The sequence below is a fragment of the Inquilinus sp. genome (assembly GCF_057815775.1).
The window spans coordinates 1-16,029 of record NZ_JBYRFX010000526.1; the positions used below are offsets into that span (position 1 = coordinate 1).

General features: G+C 62.3%; 14 protein-coding genes. 12 read left to right on the top strand and 2 right to left on the bottom strand.

Annotated features, from left to right (window positions below):
* Positions 1–646: 646 nt before the first annotated feature.
* The 3 genes from AC3XYG_RS18295 to AC3XYG_RS18305 all read left to right on the top strand — a co-directional run bounded on the left by AC3XYG_RS18295 (position 647) and on the right by AC3XYG_RS18305 (position 2,661).
* A complete protein-coding gene (locus AC3XYG_RS18295; protein ID WP_489141286.1) occupies positions 647–1,096 on the top strand; it encodes a hypothetical protein in 450 nt (149 codons plus the stop codon).
* 469 nt (positions 1,097–1,565) lie between these two features.
* Positions 1,566–1,886: a hypothetical protein gene (locus AC3XYG_RS18300; protein WP_489141287.1), complete on the top strand. Its 321-nt coding sequence runs from the start codon at positions 1,566–1,568 to the stop codon at positions 1,884–1,886.
* Positions 1,887–2,277: 391 nt separating this feature from the next.
* Complete coding sequence (locus AC3XYG_RS18305; protein WP_489141288.1) at positions 2,278–2,661, top strand: hypothetical protein; 384 nt, start codon at positions 2,278–2,280, stop codon at positions 2,659–2,661.
* A 176-nt stretch (positions 2,662–2,837) separates the two neighbouring features.
* Here AC3XYG_RS18305 and AC3XYG_RS18310 read toward each other — a convergent pair whose 3' ends face one another.
* Positions 2,838–4,586, bottom strand: coding sequence for a type IV secretory system conjugative DNA transfer family protein (locus tag AC3XYG_RS18310; RefSeq protein WP_489141289.1), 1,749 nt, complete (start codon positions 4,584–4,586; stop codon positions 2,838–2,840).
* Between the two features lie 2,005 nt (positions 4,587–6,591).
* Here AC3XYG_RS18310 and AC3XYG_RS18315 point away from each other — a divergent pair.
* From AC3XYG_RS18315 to AC3XYG_RS18330, 4 genes are all read left to right on the top strand, one after another.
* Positions 6,592–7,407, top strand: coding sequence for a hypothetical protein (locus AC3XYG_RS18315; RefSeq protein WP_489141290.1), 816 nt, complete (start codon positions 6,592–6,594; stop codon positions 7,405–7,407).
* Between the two features lie 200 nt (positions 7,408–7,607).
* Positions 7,608–8,600 carry a TadA family conjugal transfer-associated ATPase gene (locus AC3XYG_RS18320; protein WP_489141291.1) on the top strand — a complete coding sequence of 331 codons (993 nt, stop codon included), beginning with the start codon at positions 7,608–7,610 and terminating at the stop codon, positions 8,598–8,600.
* Positions 8,591–9,187, top strand: a complete 597-nt coding sequence (locus tag AC3XYG_RS18325) for a lytic transglycosylase domain-containing protein (protein ID WP_489141292.1) — start codon at positions 8,591–8,593, stop codon at positions 9,185–9,187. The genes AC3XYG_RS18320 and AC3XYG_RS18325 overlap by 10 nt, the downstream gene beginning before the upstream one ends.
* Positions 9,188–9,801: 614 nt before the next feature.
* Positions 9,802–10,620, top strand: coding sequence for a response regulator (locus tag AC3XYG_RS18330; protein ID WP_489141293.1), 819 nt, complete (start codon positions 9,802–9,804; stop codon positions 10,618–10,620).
* Here AC3XYG_RS18330 and AC3XYG_RS18335 read toward each other — a convergent pair.
* The gene (locus AC3XYG_RS18335; protein WP_489141294.1) at positions 10,586–11,383 is read right to left on the bottom strand and encodes a helix-turn-helix domain-containing protein; all 798 of its coding nucleotides are present in this window, start codon (positions 11,381–11,383) and stop codon (positions 10,586–10,588) included. The two genes, AC3XYG_RS18330 and AC3XYG_RS18335, sit on opposite strands and share 35 nt — an antisense overlap.
* 454 nt (positions 11,384–11,837) lie before the next feature.
* On the opposite strand from AC3XYG_RS18335, the gene AC3XYG_RS18340 reads away from it, so the two are divergent.
* The 5 genes from AC3XYG_RS18340 to AC3XYG_RS18360 all read left to right on the top strand — a co-directional run.
* On the top strand, positions 11,838–12,131 hold the full coding sequence (locus AC3XYG_RS18340) for a hypothetical protein (protein ID WP_489141295.1): 294 nt from the start codon (positions 11,838–11,840) through the stop codon (positions 12,129–12,131).
* Positions 12,132–12,145: 14 nt separating this feature from the next.
* A complete protein-coding gene (locus tag AC3XYG_RS18345; RefSeq protein WP_489141296.1) occupies positions 12,146–12,478 on the top strand; it encodes a hypothetical protein in 333 nt (110 codons plus the stop codon).
* A gap of 14 nt (positions 12,479–12,492) precedes the next feature.
* A complete protein-coding gene (locus tag AC3XYG_RS18350; RefSeq protein WP_489141297.1) occupies positions 12,493–15,012 on the top strand; it encodes a VirB4 family type IV secretion system protein in 2,520 nt (839 codons plus the stop codon).
* A gap of 14 nt (positions 15,013–15,026) precedes the next feature.
* Positions 15,027–15,839 (top strand): hypothetical protein, encoded by an 813-nt coding sequence (locus AC3XYG_RS18355; protein ID WP_489141298.1) that lies wholly within the window; start codon positions 15,027–15,029, stop codon positions 15,837–15,839.
* A gap of 3 nt (positions 15,840–15,842) precedes the next feature.
* Positions 15,843–16,029 (top strand): hypothetical protein (locus tag AC3XYG_RS18360; RefSeq protein ID WP_489141299.1); only part of this gene is annotated, 187 nt, incomplete at its 3' end.

Consider the following 16,029-nt stretch of genomic DNA (forward strand, 5'->3'; position numbering starts at 1 on the left):
TATATAATATGAGTTTAAAAGCACGTAGAACAATAGCACAATGGACGCAATTGAGTATCCAAACGACGGTGACACGGATCGTGCAATAGCTGTTATAAGAGCAAGAAAAAGCAATCCAACAACTGCGCCAACGTGTGCTACTGGCGTGTCAGGAAGAAATCTATTTATGAAGATAGCATAGGATTGAAATAGAGGAAAAATTATCGCAATTAGTGCCAATATAGATAAAAGAACATCTGACAGTGAAACAACTAGCAAATCTGGAGGATATCCGAACCACTTAGCATAACCTATATTGAAGCTGTAGGAAAATAGATAACCGAAACCAGAAACTACCGCCAATGTTATGGCGTCTGTTAATAGTCTGTCTGTTATTTGCTTCATGATATTGGGCGATGGCTTTTCAATGTGATGAGAATGAGAGCGCGGTTGGTTTCAACCAATATCTCTCGATCCGGCTGCTGCGCACACCATTTTCGATACGTTCGCCTTGAAGATTCCAAGCCGATGGTTCTGAAGGGATCTTCCCAATGACCGAAGGCTGTTTCAAACTCCGGGTGCGATCCGACGATCGCCCTCGTGGACTCCTGTGAGTCCGCGAGGACGATCAGCGATTCACGGGGCCCGCTCATTCGAGGAGGACCCTATGGACAGCACGGATTGCAGCAAGGTCGACGCGCAGATCGTGGAGACCTACTGGCAGATGGTGGAACGGCACTTGGTGAAGGCTGGGCTCAGCCGTCCCGCTGCCGAAATGGCAAGCTTCACGTTTCAGAGGATCCTCTGGGACGAGAAGAGGGAGACGGCCACGTGGGGAGAGGGTGTCGGTGGCGCCTCTCGGTCTGGTGACGTCAAGAGCGACGCTGCCAGGATCCTTGAGGAGATCAGGGCATCCTACCGGTTGCTCGACGCCGGCAAGATCATTGAGGGCAACGCCGCGCACACCCGGCATCTCGAACTTCGGGGCGAGATTCTGGGGCTCCGTGAGGACTTCGCCACCCTGTGGGCGGAGATGGCGCGGATTTGGTTCTGGGTGGTTGTAGGCTTGAGCCTGTTCGGTATCGTCTGCGGCTTCATCGCCGGTTCCATCGCCTAGCACCGATTGGTGCATGCCACGAGAGGCGGCGGTCACATCCGCTGCCTCTCCTCGTTTCAGCGGTGCCGGCAATCGGCGCCGTTGCAGACCTGGGGCTGGAATCGGCCCCGTCCTCGGGGGCACCTCAAGTTTTCCTGCCAGTGCACCTTTTGCCAGACAAAGTGAGAACTCGGTAAGGCTGAGGTCTGGGGAGGTGGGGTTCGAGCGCGGATGCGATAGACGGTCCTCTTGTCCTCCGGTCGGCCGACTGGTCGACCTGATCGTCACGGTGCCGGCGATCGGCGCTGCATCGAGGAGAGCGAGGCGGGCTCGCCCGTTCTCCTCGACCTTTCGTGATTCCATTTCGCCCAGGGGTCGCCAGGTGGCGCTGGCAGGGGCTTTTCTTTTTGCCAGCTCTGATTCAAGCTGAATTCAGCGATCCGTCGATCGCGCCCTTGTGGACCTTCCGAGGTCCGCAAGGACGCTCGGCATGCCGCAAGGGTTCCAACGCTTAATAGTGGAAGAATCCATTATGGTGAGTGAGGATCGTAATGGCGGTGACGCGACCTTCGTGGATCCGCAGGAAGAGCAGATGAAAAGAAGACTCTCCCAGGAGAGTGATGAGATTGCGGGACGTGAGGATTTGAAGGAGATTAGACGCCTCAAGCGCCGGCTCTTTTACATTTGGTTGGAAGACCAGACGTTCCTTCGATTGTCTTATCTCGTGTCTCGTTTCATAACTCAAAGGGAGCTTTTCCGTCGCCATCGGAGACTTTTACGACGGGAAAAGATTCATTTCGATCTGCTGTAAGCATCGCGATGATGCATTCCAAAGGGGCGGTGGTTTACACCGCCCCTTTCCCATCGTCACAGCGGTGCCGGCAATCGGCGCCGCCGCAGATCGGGGCTGGAATCGGCCCCGTCCTCCGGTCGGCCGACTGGTCGACCTGGTCGTCACGGCGCGGCGATCGGCGCCGCCTCGAGGAGAGCGAGGCGCGCTCGCCCGGTCTCCTCGACCTTTTATGATTCCATTTCGCCCCGGTGCCGCCAGGTAGCGCAGGCAGGGGCTTTTCTTTTTGCCAGCTCTGATTCAAGCTGAGTTCAGCGATCCGTCGATCGCGCCCTTGTGGACCTGAAGAGGTCCGCAAGGACGCTCGACATGCCGCAAGGGTTCCAACGCTCCAATAGTGGAGGGACTCTACATGGTGGACCAGGATCGTATTGGCGGTGACACGAATCTCGTGGATCCGCTTTGGGAACTGTTGGTTTTGGAACTGATCGCGGAGGGTTTTCTTCAACAGGAATGCGCGGATCTCGTCGCGCTCATGCGCAACGCGACACCACGCTGGAATCCGTTTCAGCGCCTGGAGGATCTTTGGAATATTCGCGACAACCTCACGGCTCCAACGCCTCAGATGTTGAAGCGGATAAGAGACATTCAGCACACGCTCCTCTCCGCAATGCGGGATTGGGAAATTGCTGAATGGGGAGCTGACCACGTGACCCACGAGCGCAATCTTGAAAAGGCGAGACCTATTTCTCTGAAGTCCCTATTTCAGAGATGGTTGTTGCGATTTTCGTTCTAAGATCGGCGGTAGCGTCGATGTGATGCTTTCCCAAAGGGGCGGTGATTTCACCGCCCCTTTCCATTCCGGCATCAGCTGCCGGCCATCGCCTGCAGCCGGCCAGCTGGTCGACGTCTACGACATTGGTGCCGCCTCGAGGAGGCGGGGCGGGCTTGGCATGCCCTGGGGCGTCCGGACTACGGCGCTACCGCTGCCGGCGCCGCGGCGCCGCCGGCGGCCGCTGCGCGCGCCGCGGCGACGGCCTCGGTTTCCGGCGTCCGGATCGGTGACACCTGGACGACGGTGGCTAGCTTCCCGGGCTGGAACAGCACGGCCCGACCTGGCGGTAACGACAGCACCGTGTTTTCGGGGATCAAAGCCTCCTCGGCGTCACCGAGCGTGCGCTGATCCTCCCAGGTCTCGCCACCGAGTGCGCCGACCTTCGTCCGCTCCATTTTCGCGACCCGCTTCCGAACGGTGCCCGACGCTGTGGCGACCCATTCGGCCGTCTCGGCGTCGGTGCCGCCGAAGATCAATTTGACTTGGCAGTTGGTCAGCACCGATTGCAGCACGGCACGGCCGTCGAGCGTCTTGTCATCCGGCGACAGCATGTCGGCGAAGCTCTGGAACGCCACCGTCATGTTGACGTTGGCGGAAGCCGCGGCCGCCAGGACGCGCGTGATCGTCTCCGAGGCCAGGAACTTCAGCTCGTCGACGAAAATGGTCAGGGCCGTTTTCCGTTGCGCCTTCATCCGGGTTGCCGTCTGCACCAGCTCGGTCAGCAGCAGCCGCGTCGCGAGGGTCATGTCCGCATCGTCGATCGAGCCGACGACATAGACCACGGCATTGTTCGTCAGCGACTCCTCGACGTGGAGCCCGCGGCCCGCTTTCGGGGAGAGGCCGCGGCGCTCGGCGAAGCGCTCCAGCTTCGCCACAGGGGACAGCATGGCCTTGGCCTGGTCCTCGTCCAGCTTCGCCGCCGCTATGCCCTTCACCATGCCTCCCAGGCTCGTCCGCGAGGCCTGCGACAGGATCTCCCGCAGGACGCGGGAGGAGAGGGCCTTGTAGTGGTCGGCATCGGTGCCGCGCTCCTTCAGCCCGAGCAATTCCGTCATGCGGATCGCGCGCTCTTCGAGCGTGCCGTGCTCCAGCGGCGACCAGGCGCCGTAGCCCTGATCCTTCAGGTCGATGAGCACGAAGATCCGGCCCAATTCCTTCGCCCGGGCGCGCATGATGACCGGCAGGAATTCGTCACCCTTCGGATCGAACATCCACACGGCGTCGCCGCGCTGGATGGCCTGGTCGGCCCAGCTCTGGAACGTCACACCCTTGCCGAAACGGGTCGCGCCGATGACGCATTTGTGCGTCTCCAGAAAGGTCCGCGTCGGGATCCGCGCCGGCGTCTTGTTGTCGTTGATGGCGGTGAAAACCTCGCCCGGCGCATAGAAGGCGCGAGGGTCGAAACTTGTCGCGCCCCAGCGGCCGACTTCCTCGCGGATATCGGACAGCAAATCGGTCCTCTGGCTGATCCGGGCATCGCGCAGTCGGGACGACAGCCAGGGGCGCCCGTAGCGCACGAAACCGATGCGCAGGACGAGCGCCAGGCAGGGCACGGCGATGGCGAGAAGCCACCAGCGATCGACCAGGTCGCCGACCAGTGCAGCCGCCGAATCCGGCGTCAGGACGCGATAGGCGAGCATGCGGTACAGGATGCAGAACGTGACGCCGAGGATCGCGGCGCCGAGGGCGCCGATCCGCAGCCGCCACCACAGCGTGTGGTGGCTGGTCTTGTCGTCGTGGGGCCGCTCGCCAGGCCATCCGACGAGGATGGACAGGCTGACCAGGCCGAGCACCCAGAGAGGAAAATTCGGGTAGCCCCAGCGCAGCACAGCGACCCAGAAATGGTCGGCCGACTGCGCGAGATGCGAAGCGAGCCCATCGGTCATCGAGCAGCTGATCCTTCGTCCGTTTCATGGCGCGTCGGCCGGGAAAATCCCGGCCGACGCTATGAGGGCGCACGCTATGAAGCGGACGCCCGACGTTCGCCGTCTTGTGCCGCCGCCGGGAGCCCCGGACGGCAACGGCGAGCGCGGCGACAGGCCATCCCCCCAGGCATCGAGCCTTGGGGGGACAACCGCCGCCGCGCGCCGCCGCCCGAGGGCGATGTTGCGGCGCCACGATTGATGGTCGTCATGGATCCTCCATGGTTGTCGAATGCCCGGAATGGGCGGGTCTGTCTGTCGCGTCATATCGATTCTCCGGTTTGATCAGATGAAGCCCCGATAGGGGCAATCGCCCGCGCACGCTGCCAAGCGCGCCACGGACCGCACACCACAACCCTGGCTGCCAAGCCAGAGCCGCACTCAACGCTGTCAGCTTTCGGTTGTCCGGGCCGCGAGGGGAGGGGGCCACCCTCCCGTTGCTGCCGTCGCTCCACCCAGGGTTTCGATCGAACCACCAGGGGCGTTTGTCACCTACTCACCGACGCTCCAAGCCATAGCCGCGACCATCCCGCCAGGGACGGTCCGAACCGGTGCCACCCGGTTCCGGCCTTAGGCTTTCCCGCGTTATTCCAGTCGGTCTTATCGAGCAGACCGCCAGCGCCTCACGAAGACGGCTAGGCCTATGGCCTTTCATCTCAGATTTCGGGGGACCGAGGTTCCAAAGCGTCTCCCCTACTCACCGTCTCGCTTCCAGCTTCGATCACCGAGGGACTGAGGCCCCCGGCACTGGCTCTTGCTCTCCGATGTGCATCCTTCGTTGCCGGATGCAGTTTCAGGCTTGAGCTATCCATCGATCTCGCGAGGTTGCCCCCACGAGTACCGTCCATCCCAGGTTTCCCCTGATGGACTCCGGGTGGTTTCCCATCCCGGCGTGAAGCCCACCTGATCGGCACGCGTTCGACCCTTTCGAGCCGCCCACGGGCGGGGCTGAATACCCGCTCTCCAACTGGCCAGGGCTTGCCGTGTCACCACGGGGCCCGTGTCCGCGTCGCCCAACATCCGCACCATGCTTACCCGATTGGGTCGAACGGGGGGATTGCACCCCCGAGCGCCCGTTGCAGCCGGACGAGCCCCATTACGGGCATCCGGCTACGGCGTTGAGTTACGTCCGGGTTGGCGACCCGGACGCGCGGCTAAGGTTGCGTGGCATGGATGGCGGCCTCCCTGTCCTCCTTTTGCAAGGCAAGGCCGCAAAGCTTAGTGGCTGAAGGGTGTCCCGCTGGCGAGGCGGAAACACGAGTGTTTCCGCCTCTGGCGGGTCCGTGTGCTCCTTGGATCGCGTCGGCCTCCGGTTCCACCCGGACGGCGCAACAGGGTTGCTGGTCCGGGTGTCTCCTAGTGCCGTCGCGATGTCGTCGCGCACGGGGTGGCCTTCGGCCACGGCTTGGCGGCAGGGCGGGGTGGCTGGACCCATCCATACCGGCGTCTGAAGCCGGTCACGGCAAACCGCGACGACTTCAGCTTGCCTCATCCCCGCCAAGTCGCCAAGCCTATTTCGCTGCCGCGAAGCGCTCCGCGCCAGGAACCTCTTTTAATTTCTAATGACTGCTATTTATTATTTCTAATGAATGATGCTAAACGGCTTTCGTGTTTCGTGCCGATTTTCTATCTATGTTTGCCGAAACTGAGAGGCCAGCTACGTGACAGGCTTGATGCATGCATTAAGCTTACAAAGGCGCATCTGTTGGTGCATGGCTACTGCAGGAAAGTGTGCAGCCCCCCACCCAGAAAGGTGCCCAGCCTGGCGTCAACGCGCTGTAGCACGGGGGGCCAACTCGCGGCGAGGAAGGGTCCTAGCATGCGGCGAGGAATGGTCCCAGCACGCGGCGAGGGACGGCGCCAGCTCGCGGCGAGGGACGGTGCCAGCTCGACGTCAGCTGGTTGCCTTCAACACGTCCTACGTGCCGCACCGCGGCAACCCTGTGAGCTACATTTGAAGGGGCACCTTATGCGCGTTCATGTGCACAAATCCGGAGTCATGCAGGACATTGTCCGGCACATCGCCAAGGGCTATGTCTGGTACATCCGCGGTGTCGTGCCGGCCGCCAGGATCGAACAGTTCGCGTCGAAAATGGCGGTTCAGTTCCAGACCGAGTTGAACGCAAATCGGCGTGCCTACCGCAAGGCTCAGGGACACGCCAACGCCCGGATGTTTCTCTATCCCAGCCGTGAAGATGGCTTCGAGTTCGTCGTCCTGATGACCGATGGCGAACACGCAGCGCGACAGACGGAGCGCTTCGAGGACGTCACCGACAAGCGCCGACGGCTGGTCTTCGACAAGCGGTACGAGGCGATCAAGATGTCGGCGCCAGGTGGTGCGCCAAGGTGGACCTGGCGCCTCACCGATGAAGCATATGAGGCCTATGCGTCGGCCGTCCGGATCGGCGTCAGGAAAGCCGATGAACGCGACATCAAGGGAGTGATCTCGACCGTCTACGGCATGCCGGGCTTCCGCGGACTGCGCCGTCAAACGGTCGGCCTGCTGAAGCTGCTGCATGCCGAGTGGAAGCGTGCCGGTCGGGGCGCGGCATGCCCATATGTTTCGACAAAGCCGAAGGGCTATCTGCGCCTGATTGACATCAAGACGATCCCGCTGGAGGATGTCGTCGCGTGCGTTGCTGCTGGGCGATCCCCGATCCCCCACCACCTGATCTATGACAGGAGCCAGCAACGTGGCATCCAAGCCGATGAAGTTGTCTATCACGCCGACACAGGCGGTCAGCCTGCAGCTGAAACGCGTTACCCTGAGCCCAGAAACTCATGAGTCATTTCTGACCTACAAACGGGCGATCGCCGAGGTCTATGACGTCGAGATCGAGGACGAGGATCTGGCGGCGAAACTGATCGAACAGGCGCTCTGGAACGATCGCAGCCTGAGAAATTACCGCCGTGCCTCGTCCGGGCGACCGACAGCACAGCATAGAGCCGCACCGCCTTCGCCGGCGGCGGAGGGCACAGAGTAGGATGGCGCTCCGCTCTCCGCTCCTTGACTACTACTGCGAGCCGATTCGTCCATTTCTTGAAGACCCGGATGTCACGGAGATCTGCATCAACGGCGCATCGTCCGTGCATGTCGAGCGCGGAGGGCGGCTCTACCGGACCGATGCCAGCTTCACATCGGAGGAGAAGCTGGACGAATATGTGCGGCAGATTGCGCACAATCTGAAGCAGGATCTCGACGCCGATACGCATCCCATTCTGGATGCACGGCTCGATGACGGCAGCCGGGTCAACGTGGTGATGCCGCCCTACTCGGTCGGCTTCATCGCCGTCACCATCCGCCCCAGCCCAAAACGGCGCATGTCGCTGGCTGATCTGCTGGAGCGCCGCATGCTGGACGAACAGATCGGCCGGCATGTCGAGGCCGCAATCCTCGACGGCGACAGTGTCGTCACCGCGGGCGGGACCGGGAGCGGCAAGACCACGCTCCTTCGCGCCTTCACCGAGTTCATCCCCCGCGACGAACGGGTGCTCGTCGTGGAGGACACGACCGAGAGCATCGTGCCGGGCCATCCGCACGTCGTACAGCTGGAGGCTGCACGGCGCCGGAAGCATGGCGACGATCGCATGGAGGTGACCATGGGGAGCCTCATCACCAACACCCTGCGCATGCGTGGCGACAAGATCGTTGTCGGCGAGATCCGCACGCCGGAGGCGGCCGCGGCGTTCTTCTGGGCGCGGAACACCGGTCATTCGGTCCCGCTGTCGACGGTGCACGCGAACAGCGCCAGGGAGACCTTCCTGCGCCTCCGGAACCTCCTCGCCAGCGCCGGGCCAGGGATCCCGCTGGCCATCCATGATGAGACGGTGCGGACGAATGTGAAGCTGGTCCTGCATGTGAAGAAGCTGCGCGTCGGCGACGAAGTCCGCCGGCGCGTTGTCGAGATCGTGGAGTCGCAGGACGGGGCGATCCGAGACATTCTTCGCTACGATGCGGAGGGCGACCTATGGCATTGAGCGCCCGCCTGTGTGCAAGCGCGATTGCCATGACGATCGCGCTGCAGCCGGCGGCCGCAATCGCCGATTCGTGCTTCGCCCGCGCCTCTCGCCTGGCCCGGGTTGATACGGATGTCCTGCTGGCGATGTCGTTCGTTGAAAGCCGCTGGCATCCTGATCGCGTCAATGGCTCGAACAGCAATGGCACCGAGGATGTGTGCCTCATGCAGGTCAACTCGGCACACTACGGAAGGCTGGCGGAGATCGGCGTGACGCGCGATCGCCTCCTCGGCGACTGGTGCATCTGCCTCCTCACGGGGGCGCAGATCCTGGGGGAGATGATGGACGCCACCGGAGGAGATCTGTGGACGGCCGTTGCCGCCTACAATGCCGGGCCGAACAACATCGCTGGCGGCCGCGGCTACGCGGCGAGGGTGCGCCAGGCCCTCGACGCGATCCATGCTGTGCAGGCGCGCGCAGCGCCGCTGGCGCCAGCAGCTGTGCCAGCGCAGACACCTGCGCCGCAGGTCGCCGCCGGCGACGCCCAGCTCGACGCGCTTGCAGCGCAGCTGCGCGGCCCGGAGAAGGGGAGAGCACATGCGCCGTAGTCCAGACGTCCGTCCGGGACGGAACGGCCACCAGGCGCCGCGGCAGCGGCCACCACTATCCTGGGGCGTCGTCTTCTTCCCCTGGGTGCGGTTCCTCCGCCAAGGGCGTCCGGTGGCCGCCCTTGTCTGCTTCGCCCTCCAGGTCACGTTCTATGCTTGGCCTGCAGCGGTCATGTGGGCTTGCATGGCGGGGCCGCGGCGCACCGAAGGTGGTGTCGACATCGGCGGCGAGCCATTCTCGCCGCCGCGTTACCGCGCGGACACCTGGGGTGCGCCTCCGGGTGTCCGCTGCGACATCTGAGGAACCAGATGCTCGATTACCGCACACCCAGGTCGCGCGCCGGGGGCCGAGGGCGTTGCCGCTTCTCTCCCCCTAAGCATCTTCCGCCCAGCTTCGGCACGGGCTCGCCCGTGCCTGCATCCGGTTCCCCGCGAAGCCGCTTGTCCCCTTCGAGCGTAATCCGAAAGCGGTTGGTTTGAATTGTCTCAAATCCGTCTTCAAAATCCGCAAAATCCAAAATTACTTAAAGCGTCCCCGACTGGCTAAAGGGATAGACATTGCATGTTATGAATGCGTACCTTCGGTAAAAATGTCTGTCAGAAAGATCGTCGGGATGTCGTTAATTCTGATCGTCGATGATCGCCAAACCAACCGAGCGATCTTTTCCAAGCTTATGGGGGTCCTCGACAAGAACGTTGAGGTCCAGACAATGGCCACGCCGCAAGGCGCGCTGTCATGGCTCGATTCGGCGACCCCCGACCTCATCATCGTAGACTATAGCATGCCCGAGATGAACGGCGCCGAGTTCACGCGCCGGCTAAGAGGGATAGAGCGCCTCGCGACCGTCCCAGTCATTATCATTACCGCCTACACTGACAGCACATTTGAGGTAAATGCTCTTGAAGCCGGTGCTTCCGACTTTCTGCGGAGCCCGGTTGATCACGTCGACTTCATGACGCGTGCAAAGAGCCTTCTAATGGGCGATCTCTCCACGGCCTCATCAGCGCGCAAGCCATCCGGAGCGATGCCTGAGGCTCAGTCACGAGCCGCGATCTCGATGCGGATCCTGATTTCAGAAAAGAATGAGTTCAATCGAAAGCTTATGGAGCGTGTGCTAAGCAAGGCCGGCCATCAATGCTATCTCGTGGGGGATAGCGATGAGGCCCTGGACGCGCTGGAAGATCAGCACTTTGATCTTGTGCTTATGAGCACCAGTCCTGATTATGTCGAGGCCCTAGAGGCGACCAAGCTCTACCGTTTCATTGCATTGGATCGCCAGCATGTCCCAATTGTAGCCCTGATTGACGGCGAGATACCGAACTTCGGTCGGCGCTGTATAGAAGCCGGAATGGACGCATTTATAGTCCGTCCTGCTTCGCTCGAAGCCCTTTTAGAAATCACTCAGAGGTTTGGCCTTCAAAAGGCGAGTTGAGAAGCATATCCCTCAACGAATCCAGTTCGCTCAGAATCTTCGCCCTGCCTTCTTTGCTCCCGAGTTCACTCGACTGGTTGCGGCGGATGAGTGCGGCATATTGGCCGAAAGGTCGCATTTGTTCCGCCGTCTGTGCCGCTTTGCGCGCGATCCAGGTGATTGGTTTGGCCCAGTCGAGCCCAACGTCGGCGATGACGGGAAGAGCAGAGCTGACCAGGGAATAACGATCCTTGCCGCGGCCTTGCAGCAGGGTCTTGATGAAGATGCGGCCATCCTCAAGCCTCACGACGCACTCTTGGCCGAGCAGTTCGGCCGCGGGTGAATTCGCGTTGCGATAGTAGACCACGTCACCGTGGTTGAAGCGCGGGGCGCAATACTCTCCCGCCACGACAACCGCTGATTGCGGCCAATCCATCCGAGGCAACGCATCGACGTGTTGGTCCTTTTCGGTCGAGATGATGTCGGAATAGCCGACGATCTCTGATCCGACGCCGAGGTAACCAACGACCGGAACTGTCAGCGGAGATTGGTGCTCGATCTCCAGAAGCTCATGGATCGTACAGCCAGCGGCGAGCGCCAGGCGATCATACGTTTCGAGATTCATGCCCTTCGACGAGCCGTTGAGATACTGGCGCACCGTTACCCGGCTCAAGCCAGCCCTGCTTGACCACTCATCCAATGTCATGCCGCGGCTCTTCTGCCGTTCCACGGCTCGTCGAAGTGCCTCGCGGCGCTGCTCCATAAGCTCTTCGATTGGCTCCATACGGAGGCGGTCCCTCGTTCGCGTGGGGAGAGTTGCTGATTCGCAACATGGCGCGACCAGCCTATCAAACTTTTTTGGACGCGTGTGGCGAGGAAAACAGACATTCCGCTGTTCATTTTCATAGACGTTGGTATGTTTTCATTTACATCAGCGGCCACTCTTGTATTTTGAAACAGATTGGTTCATGCGGTGAGTATGGAAATGTCTGTGAAAGTGAACGGCCCTAGCGGGCCGTGCCGGATCGATGATCCGCCAACGCCATCGTGGGCTGCACGAAACATTCCAGCCGCAGCCGAGACCTGTCGAAGCGGCAGGCCAGAATCCACCATCTTTAGGAGGCACGGAAGCGGGTTTGTGAAGCTCAGCACACGCACAAAACGGAAGCCGGCCGGGTGCTCGCACCTCCCAGCTGGCTCCACTCTTCGCCCAAAGACTTGGCAACATGGCTGACACTATGGCGGCAATGATGACGAGTCCGGCCGGCAGCGACGAGCTGCGGAGCGGAAGCTCCATTCTGGGCGCTCCGGCCAAGCATCTCATGACCTTCGTCATGGCGAGCTTTCTCCTGGCCATCGGCGTGAGCGCCATTGCCGGGATCGTCCTCGGCGTCCTCAGCGTCGCCGGGCTGCTCGTCCTGCACAGAGATGATCCGGATGCCCTCGACATCTGGCTCGCCCGCCTTCGGCCGCCCTGGTGCGCCTCCTGGGTCATCGGCGTGAAGCGCCGACCCATCCTCTGGATCGACTGATGGAGCACGGAACAATGATGAAGAGACTGTCCACCACTGCCCTCGCGCTGGCCATGATGGCCAGCGAGGCCATGGCGCAAAAGCAGGTCAGCATCGGCAGCGTCGCCAATGGCAACCAGGGCACCGGGTTGCTGACGACCTTCCTCCAGGCCTGGGTAACCTTCGCCACTGGCCCGTGGGCAGTTGCAATGATCGCAATCGCGACAGCAATTGGAATCGCGATCTGGGTCTTGATGCCGCGCGAAGGACCCATGGGCTGGGTCGTGCGAGCTTCAGTCGGTGGGATCTGCCTTCTCAACATGGCGACGATTCTCACCGATGTCGGCTTCGGCAGCACCGGTAGCTAGGCGGGACCGGCGGCATGCGAGCAGATCAGGATATCACCGAAGCTTTTCCAGTATTCGCTCCTTTCGGCGACCGTCTCGTCGCCACCAAGCGCGGGACGCTATTGGCCGCTGTCGCGGTCGAGGGGGCCGATTTCGACGCCCTGACCCGTGGGGATCTTTCGCATGTCGCCCTTGTCGCGGCGCAGATCGCCGAGCAGCTACCGTATGGCGCCAGCGTGACGCAGTATTACATCCATCTCGACCGTGTCCCTATTCGGCTGCGGAGGCGGAGCGCGCCTCTGAACGATGCCGTATCTCAGGCCCGCGAGCAGTTCCTGAACGAGCGCGGACTGGCAGGTTCATTTCTCTACCACGTCTACGAGTTCGCTGACGACGGCGCTGCGACGACAACCCTGTGGGGCGACGTACGGGACATTCTCGGCGGTGGTCTCTTCGACACACGCCGGCGCGACAAGCTGATGACTCGACTTCGCAATCCCTCTGCGACCATCTTCAGTCGGGAAGGAATGGCCCACCTAACAGCGCGCTCCGGCGACAGCCTCGACAAGATCGTCGGCTTGTGGGGCAAGCTGGGCGACGCCCGCCTGATCGATCTGTCGGAATTCTGGTCACTGCTGCGCTACCTCGCGACCTTCGACCCGGCCCACCTTGCCGAAGACCGGCGCAGTCGCTTGCCGATGCCGGACGACGATCTGGACATCCAGCTCCCCGCCGGCGACATCGAAACCATTGAGATCCGCGGCGCTGCCCACCTGAAGCTGCAGGGCGCCGTCACCCGATACGCCCGGATGGGGTCGGTGACAGGCACTCCGACGGATCCCTTGGGGTGGCTCACGAAAGATGCCGACGCGCCGCTGCGGCAGAAGGGCGACTACATGATCGTCCATCACTTCGAGCCGCTGAGCGAACTAGCTAAGACTGCAAAGTTCGCCGCAGCACGGAACGCAATTGAACGGACCCGGATCAACCTGCTTAATATTATCAAAGGCGAAACCACGACTATTGCGGACGAGCGGCGGCCCAAGCACAAAGAGAAACTGGACACAATCGAGGCCGCCGACGCGCGACATGATCGCTGGGGCACCGCGTTCACGACATTGGTCGTGCCGCACGAGGATCCCACCGCCATCAGCGCGCTTGTCCGGTCGTTCAATGCATCCCTGACCAACCGCGGCATCAGTCTGGTGTGGGAGAATGTAGGTCTCCCCTTTGCCTTCCGGTCCATCCAGCCTGGCGGCGCCGTCGCATCCAAGCGCCGGAGCACGGTTGCCTCGTCCCGCCATGGCGTCATGTCCCTGGCCCTCAAGAGCCGGATCGGCCAGCCCGTGGTGGCGGATCTCGGTGGCGAGGAATCGGCCTTCATCTTCGAGACCACGACCGGGGAGCCCTTCCACTTCTCGCCCTACGTCAACGGCCGTGCCTTCAGCATCGGCGTCGGGCCGGTTCGCTCCGGCAAGACCTACCTGATGAACACGGTGGCCAGCCACTTCCTCAAATACGGCGGCTTCATCCGGTCGGTGGATATCGATCCCGGCGGCAAATGCGTCTGCGATGTGTTCTCCGAGGGCGGCCGCGGCTACCTCGCCCTCGGCGAGGCCGGAGGGTTGAACCCGTTCGTCTCGCAGCAAGGCGTCGATGACATGGCCTTCGCCACCTATCTGGCGCAGCAGATGCAATTGCTCCTGCAGGCGAACGACACCAGCGGCGCCCAGCACCTCGACCGCGACGAGCAGAAGGATGTCGACCGATCGATCCGGGCGGTGATGCAGATGCCGCCGGAGATGCGGAGCATGCCGCGGCTGTTCGAGCACCTGAACCACAACACCCGGCGGAAGTTCGAACGCTGGATGTCGCGTGGGCTCTACGACGGCATCGTGAATGCCGATGTCGACGCGATCGGCACCCTCGACAAATCCATATCGACCTGGAATCTCGGCCGCTTCCGGGACACCCCTCCGGTGCTGAAGCCGGTCTTGTTCGACCTCTTCTACCGGGTGACCCGGTCGTTCGAAGATCCCTCCTACCAGACCATCCCCAAGCTTCTGCAGATCGACGAAGCGCACCATGCGCTGTCGATCCCGTATTTCCGGGACTACCTCGTCCGGAAGGTTCGGACATGGGGCAAGTGGGGGGCGGGCATCACCCTCTGGAGCCAGTCTCCGACCGAGTACGGGCGGATCGAGGACTGGCCCGCGATCCGCAGCGCCGCCGGCAGCTTCTTCTTCATGGCCGATCGCCACATGGACACGGAGCAGTATCGCTCGACCTTCCACCTGACCGACGGCGACATCGCCGCCATCCAGCAACTGGTGCCGCGCAAGCAGGTCTACCTTATCCAGCCCGAGCTTGATGTCCGCAAGACCCTGACCCTGCGCGTCGACCCCACCCAGCACGTCATCAACACGTCGCACCCGCAAGAGGCCGCGATCCGGGATCGCCTGATCCGGGAGTACGGCCTGACGGAGGGGATCGCCCGGGCTGCCATCGAAATCGCCGAGCTGGGAACGTCTCAACTCGAAGGCCAGGCCGCATGACACGGAGGATCGACATGCGAACCAGAACCGCCATCGCCGCCCTCATGCTCACGGTCGCGCCGATCGGCGCCGTCCATGCCGGAGGCGTGCCGACGATCGACCCTTCGTCGATCGCCCAGGACGCGCAGTACTATGCGAGCCAGCTTTCGGAGATGAAGCGGCAGTTCGACCAGCTGGCCCAGCAGACTGCGCAGGCCATTCAGAATGCCAAGCGGCTCGGCAACCTGAGCTGGCTGACCGATGAGCTGAAGCAGTACAGCGACCTTCTCAACACCGACGCCGCGAAAACCGTCCTCTCGGAATTCTACGGCATCAAGTCGGATGCGGCGAATTTCCAGCAGCTGGCCCGTCAGCAGCTCGGCCAGCTGTATGATCTGCCCAGGACGGACACCGACATTCGCCAGATCCTCAGCGAAGCCGGCGCGTCGCCGGCAGCGGCCGAGACCATCGCCACCAGCAATGGACTGTTGCTCGACGACCAGGACGCGATCCTGAAGAGCACGCAGAGCCTCAATCAGAGCGCGGAGCAGAGCGCAAAGGCGAAGCAGGTCCTGGACGACCGCGCGACCGACCTGGCCAGCCTCGGCGACAACGACCTGGCGGCCACCATGCAGCTGAATGCCGGCGTCGCAATCCAGCAGGGCTACCAGCTCGACCAGGTCGTGGGCGAGTTGCGCGCGATCCGGACCGAGGATGTCCAAAAGCGCCTCGTCGACCTCGAGGCGAAAAAGCGGGAGCTGGAGGCGCAGCTGGCCCGGCAGCAGGAGCTTGCCCGGATCCGCTCGGACACACACACGCCCGTTCCCCTCTCGTCGTTCGGGAACTGACCGATGCGGCTCGCTTCCCTGATCGTCATAGCCGGCGTCGCCTGTGCTGGCGCCGCCGCCGGCGCCCAGCCGCGCGGTGTCTTCGACCGCGCCTACCAGGCGGAGAGTCAGCGCATCGACCGCGAGGCGGCTGCAGCCTGCCAGCGCGGCAACATCGCCGCTCGCGGCTTCTGCCGCGACCAGCAGCGCG